We start from the raw sequence: 294 nt of genomic DNA, 5'->3' as shown, positions 1-294 counted from the left end.
ATTGGGCAGCAGGCCGGACGGCGGCGCCTATGTCCGCTATCCACAGGATCGGCTGCTGCAGATCCTCGCCGACGTATCCGCCGAGCATCGGTGCCTCGTCATCGGAGAAGACCTGGGACTGATCCCCAAGGGATTGCAGGACGACCTGGCCGCGGCCCACATTCTCTCCTACCGCATCCTTTCCTATGAACAGGATGAGAAGGGCTTCAAGCCGGCGGACGTCTATCCAGTCCTGGCTTTGGCCTGCATTTCGACGCACGACCACCAGACCCTTGCCGGCTGGTGGCGCGGCGC

The 294-nt window shown here is 63.6% G+C and carries 1 protein-coding gene; it reads left to right on the top strand.

All coding sequences use genetic code 11. The features are described 5' to 3' along the window. Window positions 1-294, top strand: a 294-nt coding sequence (locus AF337_RS11570; protein ID WP_193393603.1) for a 4-alpha-glucanotransferase, incomplete at both ends; no start/stop codon positions are given.

Source organism: Rhizobium ecuadorense (assembly GCF_001187535.1).
GTDB classification, from domain to species: Bacteria; Pseudomonadota; Alphaproteobacteria; order Rhizobiales; family Rhizobiaceae; genus Rhizobium; species Rhizobium ecuadorense.
Note: the sequence above shows the minus strand (reverse complement) of the source record. Positions and strands in the feature narration are given on the sequence as shown.